The organism is Haloferax profundi (assembly GCF_001469865.1).
Taxonomy (GTDB): domain Archaea; phylum Halobacteriota; class Halobacteria; order Halobacteriales; family Haloferacaceae; genus Haloferax; species Haloferax profundi.
Genome location: NZ_LOPV01000383.1, coordinates 1 through 6,648, shown reverse-complemented (window position 1 = coordinate 6,648; position 6,648 = coordinate 1). Strand labels below are relative to the sequence as shown.

General features: G+C 53.8%; 6 protein-coding genes. 2 read left to right on the top strand and 4 right to left on the bottom strand.

What is annotated here, in order from left to right:
• Positions 1-1,021 (top strand): Cdc6/Cdc18 family protein (locus AUR66_RS13645; protein ID WP_058572860.1); only part of this gene is annotated, 1,021 nt, incomplete at its 5' end.
• 817 nt (positions 1,022-1,838) lie between these two features.
• Here AUR66_RS13645 and AUR66_RS13640 read toward each other — a convergent pair.
• Together AUR66_RS13640 and AUR66_RS13635 are read right to left on the bottom strand one after the other, a co-directional pair.
• The gene (locus AUR66_RS13640; RefSeq protein ID WP_058572859.1) at positions 1,839-2,231 is read right to left on the bottom strand and encodes a hypothetical protein; all 393 of its coding nucleotides are present in this window, start codon (positions 2,229-2,231) and stop codon (positions 1,839-1,841) included.
• Entirely contained in the window at positions 2,228-3,091 is an 864-nt protein-coding gene (locus AUR66_RS13635; RefSeq protein WP_058572858.1) for a ParA family protein, read from the bottom strand. The genes AUR66_RS13640 and AUR66_RS13635 overlap by 4 nt, the downstream gene beginning before the upstream one ends.
• A 370-nt stretch (positions 3,092-3,461) precedes the next feature.
• Between AUR66_RS13635 and AUR66_RS13630 the strand changes: the two genes are divergently transcribed.
• Positions 3,462-3,956, top strand: a complete 495-nt coding sequence (locus AUR66_RS13630) for a TRAM domain-containing protein (RefSeq protein WP_058572857.1) — start codon at positions 3,462-3,464, stop codon at positions 3,954-3,956.
• A 145-nt stretch (positions 3,957-4,101) separates the two neighbouring features.
• Here the strand turns inward: AUR66_RS13630 and AUR66_RS13625 are convergent, their stop codons facing one another.
• Together AUR66_RS13625 and AUR66_RS13620 are read right to left on the bottom strand one after the other, a co-directional pair.
• On the bottom strand, positions 4,102-4,401 hold the full coding sequence (locus tag AUR66_RS13625) for a tautomerase (RefSeq protein WP_231727895.1): 300 nt from the start codon (positions 4,399-4,401) through the stop codon (positions 4,102-4,104).
• Positions 4,402-4,588: 187 nt separating this feature from the next.
• A complete protein-coding gene (locus AUR66_RS13620) occupies positions 4,589-6,106 on the bottom strand; it encodes a helix-turn-helix transcriptional regulator (protein ID WP_058572855.1) in 1,518 nt (505 codons plus the stop codon).
• Positions 6,107-6,648: the final 542 nt, after the last annotated feature.

The following is a 6,648-nucleotide window of genomic DNA, read 5'->3' as shown; positions in this document are numbered from 1 at the left end:
TGGGTCGGGAAAGACACTCAGTGCTCGTCTCGTGAGCGAACGGTTACAGAGCGAAGCACGCCGTGAAGATGTAAACGTGGAAATCGCAGTCATCGACTGTGGTGAACAACACACTGAGGCATCGGTCATCAAGACGCTCGCCTCACAGGTGAATGACCCCTCGAAGAGTGGGATGTCGATTCCCGAGCGTGGACTCTCTACTGGTGACTATTACAACCGACTGTGGCAAGTCCTCGACACCTGTTCTGACGTGACTATCGTTATCCTCGACGAGATCGACATGCTTCGGGACGACGAGGTTCTTCGAAAACTCTCGCGAGCGGGCGAGAATCAGAAAATCGTCGACTCTCGTCTCGGCATCATCGGCATCTCGAACAAAATCGACTACCCCGAAGAATTGACCGAACGCGTCAAATCGAGTTTCGCACACGACGAACTCGTCTTCCCGTCGTACGACGCGAACCAACTCCGCGAAATTCTCGAAAACCGGAAGGACGCGTTCAAGCCTGGTGTGCTCACTGACGACGTCATTCCGCTCGCGAGTGCGCTCGCTGCACAGGAACACGGAGACGCGCGGAAGGCTATCGATATCCTCCGCAACGCTGGTCGAATTGCACAAAAGGAGGGTGCTGATACCGTCTCCGACGACCACGTGAGAGCGGCAAAAGAGAAAAGCGAGGCCGACCGATTCAGCGAACTCCTCGAAGGGACCGCGACACAGTCGAAAGCTGTTCTGTACTCTCTCGTCCTCCAGACAGGTGGTCGAAAGACTGCCGAGGTAACGACGAACAAAATCTACCGTCAGTATCTCACCGTCGCGGACGACCTCGACATGGACCAACTCTCTGAACGCCGGGTCCAAGAACTACTTCAAGAACTCGACTTCCTCAACGTGATTCAATCTGAAGTTCGTGGTCGTGGCCGAGGCCAGGGGGTCCATGGGACCCATCGACTCCTTGAAGACCCTGATATCGTCAAGCGGGTGTTGCTCAGGGATAGTCGTATCTCTACACTCGAGTGACGGCCCACTGGGCGACCTGATCGTACTTATCGAGTTCTCCCTCCAGTCCCGGACACTCTCGTTTGGAATCTGCTCCCGAGTCTTTTTGAATACGTGGTTTGTACAATCTGAAAAATTTGAATAATTCAGATAATGTAAATTATTCGCAGTCTTCCGGGATAGTCTCCATTAGGTAAATAATCCAGATTTCAATACAGAATCACAGCTGGTGCACAATCTATGCCATCTATCTAATTGAAGTAGTTCTGATAATCTGGATTATTTGGACTGTGCTGGTAATCTGGCGTACCCACGTACCCTCTTATCTGGTGTTCGACCACAAAGACACCAATTATCTGGACTCGACGGAGTCTTCATGTCCTGTACATAATCCAAATAATGCGTGTGGGTGCTATTGCTACGGCGAGGCCGGTTCGAAAAAGCTAGTCCCGAATCGTGGCGACGCCTGTTCTATCACTCTCTGTTTCGTTCGCCACCTCGTCCGACCGTCGGTGCTCTGTCATTCACCTGTTTTGGATTATCTGGGTACTGCAGATTGTCCACATTGCCCGAGACACCTACATTCTCTTTCGGTCTCGTTCGGCGTACGGTTTCTATCTAACCCAGCTAGCTTGGACCATCTGCATTAGTTAGATTATTTAGATAATTTTAATATCTTGGAGAACTCGAACAACTACAATTCTCTGGAGAACCTGAAATAGTGTGGTCGAGTTGACCGTCAGAACACAGTCGTAAGAGGACTAAACGCACACGAGATAATTGACCTAACTCACCTTACTTAGCTAACTCGCGTACTTTGGATTATCTGAATGCTCTTTCACTCGTCGTCGATACCACGTTGATCGAGCACCCGGTCGACGATCAGGTCGGGGTGTTCTGCGACCACGGCGAGTGCAGCGTTGTGTAATTCGCTCTTTTTGATATTCCTCAGCCCGTGGTCTCGGGTGAGTTCACGTTCGACGTCGTACGTGATGATGTCGTCGAACTCCGCAGCGACGGCCTCGAGGACGTAGAGTGCCTTGTGAACTGTCTCGTCGAATTCGAAGGCAGGGTCTTCCAGTGGGGACCGTTCCGAAACCTCCTGTCCTGTCTCTGGTAGTTCGTCCGTCTCTGCCGTTAGTTCCTGAGTTGATTCTGCTTCGGAATCTGAGGTCGATGGGCCACTGTCTCCCATCGCAGCGTCGAGGTCGCCGAAGGGGTCGTCGCTCATCGGTCTACCTCTCCAGTCTCGACGATTTGCGCTAACTCGTCGTAGCACTCGAGTTGGTCACACGTGGTATCGTAATCCCGAAGTGGCATGTGTTCGCGAATCGACGCGTCGATAGCGGAACGGTGCCGGATTCCTGGCTTTGGCAGGTCGTCGTCCCACGTCCCGTCGTCGATGGCTTCGAAGAAACTGGGGTCGACGTATCCGAAGTTCGGAATCTTCGACGCGATGTTTGGCTTCGAAACGAGAGCCTCGATGAGTCGTCGAGTCGGTCGCTCGTGGTCGATTCGGTCTCTCAGGTCTGTCGGCACGACGGCGAGTATCTCGAGGTCGAAGTGTTCGCGAGCAGGTTGGATGAGTCGCTTGACTGTCTTCTCGAGGCCCGAGAGCGCACCGGATTCCGGGCGCATCGGCAACACGAGGTTCTGTGTCGCGTAGAGCGCGTTGTCGTTGAGTTTCCCACGTGCCGCCGGGCAGTCGACGACGACGTAATCGTACTCGTCACCGAGGAGTGGGTCGACCACCCGCTGTTTGAGGCGTGCGGACCCCATCATGACGCCGCCTAAGTCCGACTCTACCTGCTCGATTCGGTCGTTCGCCGGCAGCAGGTCGATTTCGAAGTCGGTCTCGAGGATGAGTTCTGTCGGTTCGAGTTCGGCATCGTCGAGAAGGACGTCGCCGAGATGCGCTTCTGAATAGAACTCTTCGCCGAATCCGAGGCCAGTGGTGGTGTGCCCGTTCGGGTCCAAGTCGATCAAAAGGACGTTGTTGTCCCTGTGGGCGAGTTCGCGCGCGAGATTGATCGAGGTGGTTGACTTTCCGATACCGCCTTTGAGGAGACAGACGCTGACTGCTCGTGACATGGTGAGTTGAGGTTGTATCGCACTCTGTGATTCTCGGCATTCTTGAAATAATTATGGTTATCTTGAATTGGAGGATAGCTTAAATAACTCGGATAATCCAAAAAATCTGATTTTCGAAACGAGGTGCTAAGGGTCTATCGAGTGCCAACGTGCGGTAATTGCTGGTTACTACTGCGAGGGATTATTCAAATTATCTGTACAGCGAGCACCCGAGAGCAATCACCAAACCCGAGCAATCTGAATAATCTAGATAATCTAAATTATTGCTGGTTCGAGCTGTGGGGTACGAAAAGTGCAGAAACCACCCTAGAGTAGCACATCGCCCCAAAATCCACCATGATTTAAGCCACTGTTGCCCATACTCGGAGTAGTGACTGGTATTTCAGACTCTCTACGGCTACTGTTCGAGGCATCTATCGAACGTGACGGAAACCGCTACGTCGTACCGATTCCGAAGGAACTCGTCGAGAATGGTTCTCTCTCTACTGAAGAGGCGTACCGAGTTGCATTGCTAACTGCTGCCGAGACGTCGATGACGCCGGAGCAGACCTCAGAATCGACGACCGAAACGGACGAGACAGAATCGGCACAAACTGAAGACGAGTGGGAGAACCCCAGTTCGCAACAGCAACCGACGAACTCCCAGAGTTACGGTGCTCGGCGCCCACCTGTCGAGGAAGGCGACGTCCGATCGGTTACGATCGACACGCTCGGTGACCAAGGCGATGGCATCGCGAAAGTAGAACGAGGCTTCGTTATCATCGTTCCCGACACACGCCCCGGTGACAACGTCGAAGTCGAGATAACCGACGTCAAACAGACCGTTGCGTTCGCCGAGATGACCGAAGAACCGACGGTTCGCTAATCAGCCTGCTGTGTGTGAACTGCCTCGGGGTCAACCCGTGAGGCACTCTGAGTTGGACTCTGTAGAATAGTTGTATTGGTACGATTTGCTCCCATTTGACTTGTTCAGTCACTAGTGACCAACTGTCTGGCTCTCCCACACAAACTCAGGCATCTGTCTCTTCGTCAGGGTTCCAATCGGAACCAACACGGTCGTAGCCCATCATTTGCCGACCTTCGTGTTCCGTGAAGACGACTTTCATGTTTGGCTCGGGAACGGCGAACTCGTCTGCGGCGAGGTTCATGACTTCGAGCGCGAACGAACGCTTTTGTTCGAACGTCCGACCGGTCCGAATCTCTGCGTCCAAGAACAGCAGTCGGTCGTCGTCGGTTTGTCTCCCTATGGATAGTTCTCCTTCTTCCCTGGGTCGAATGACGACGGCGACGTGGTCCGTACCAGTCTGCATGCGTCTACTGTAGGACGTTCGGACGGCATCTGCAAACGATCGTTTCTCTTCGACAGACATCTCGACGGTCGTATCGAACTGTAGTAGGGGCACGGCAGAGAATACCGAAGATACCTGAAAAGCCTGACTCTGCAGTGTGGGTAAAACGACCACGGGTCGTGCGACCCGTGGAACGCTTCTGTTTTCGTTAAATATCTTCGAACGGTGACTTCGCGTGTTCCGGGACGGCGTCTGGTCGAGTGATGAGGTTCTCACGGCCGATATTGATCTTCTTGATCCCTCCTTCGTCTTCCATCCGTGAGAGCACACGGCTAACCTTCGATTTCGACCACCCTGTCCCTTCGACGACTGCCGACTGACGAAGTTGCCCGTCGTGTTCGTCGAGGAGTTTGAAAACGTGGTCCTCGTCGCTGAGCGGTTGGTCGGCTTGCTCGCGAGGTGTCGATACCTGTGCGTGAGTCGACCGAGAGTCGGGTGTCTCCCCGTCCTGTTCTCTCTGACGGTCCGACATCCACGCTCTGCTCGGCAGACCTACCTTCCCACTTGCGATGGCAACACCACCACCGATGACGGCGAGAAGACTGATGAGGAGGATTGCCGTCGTCGGTTGGACGCCGACACCGAGGGGATTGATACCAGAACCTGGCGCATCGTTCGGGTCGGTTCCGTTTTCGACTTCGGTTCCATCGCCGATGCCGTCTCCGTCTGTATCGCCCTGGTTCGGGTTCGTATTGGTGACGGACACTTCACGACCATCCTCGAGTCCGTCGCCGTCGGTGTCGATTTCGGTGGGGTTCGTCTCGTACCGAGTCAACTCTTCGCTGTCCGTGAGACCATCGCCGTCTGTGTCTACCGCAGTCGGGCTCGTCTCGTGGATGTTCACTTCTGGGCCGTCTTCGAGGCCATCTTCGTCTGTGTCGGCTACAGTCGGGTCCGTCTGGAACTGCTCGACTTCTTCGTAGTCGATGAGGCCGTCACCGTCGGTGTCTCCTTTCGTCGGGTCACTGCCGTACGTCGTCACCTCGACGCCGTCTTCGAGTCCATCGCCGTCGGTGTCGACCTCGTTCGGGTTACTTCCATGTTCGTTTACTTCGACGCCGTCGCTGAGTTCGTCACCGTCGGTGTCTGTGTTCGTCGGATCCGTCTCGAACCGATTCACTTCCGCCCCGTCACCTAATCCATCGTTGTCCGTGTCGGCGACTCGGATACTGGTCCCGTATTCGAGTTCTCGTTGGTTGCTGAGGCTGTCTCCGTCGGCGTCACCTTCGGCAGGGAGCACGACCAGCGGACGACTCGCCGTCGCGAGTGCTTCGCCGCCCGTCGATGGCCGAACCTCGGCAGTGAGGACCTGCTCACCCGTCGCATTCATCGGCCACTGCTCGACGTCGACCGTGACACGCTGTTCGCTCCCTGTCGCTTGTATCTGCGTGCACTCGAGAATCGTCGATTCAGAGCCTTCGGTTCCAATACAGAGGTCGTAGGTTCCCTGCTCAGCGGCAACTACGACGGTGATGCTCGCTGGTTGCCACGCTGTAACGTACGTCTGTTCGTTCTCAGATGCGACTACGCCTGGACCTGCGTATTCGATGTCACGTATCTCTGCGCCGTCTACCGCCGCAGTGGCAACTGGAGTGACGCCTGCGGAGACGAGAAGGAACGCCACCAAGAGGGCGTACCCGGACCACGAGGCGTTTCGGAGAGACATGTGTTCGTTCTATGACTGTCGAATCTCTTGGAGTATAATGTTTTGTTTATTTGTCTGAGGGCGCTTTTGAATAACTATTTAACATTCTCTCCACCATTATATTCATATTCTCAATAATGTTCTGTGGGATTTCTCGCGCTCCCCAGACGCCGACGAGATATGGTACGCATCGACGTTCAAAAATATTTCAGAAAAACGTGACTATAATAGATCTATAAATTGGTATGTTGTGTGAAAATGGATTTTGAGACGGCTTGAAATTGGGCTGTAGAATCAATTTAACAGAGATTGAGATATATTCTGTAGTATAAAATTTCTGTAGAGAATAGAAAATAAACATTCTGTTAATATGACTGAAACAGTCGAAACAGTCAGCCGAAACGGTTGTTGTCTGGAAAACTATCGGGACTACTCTCCCCCATTATCTACTCCCCTCGAATACGGCAGAATGCAATGTGCAACACATTCACCCGTCGTTCGCTCGGTGTAACCGGCGCCACGGGCACGCTCGCAGGTTGCACAGACACTGGCGAGATAGACCG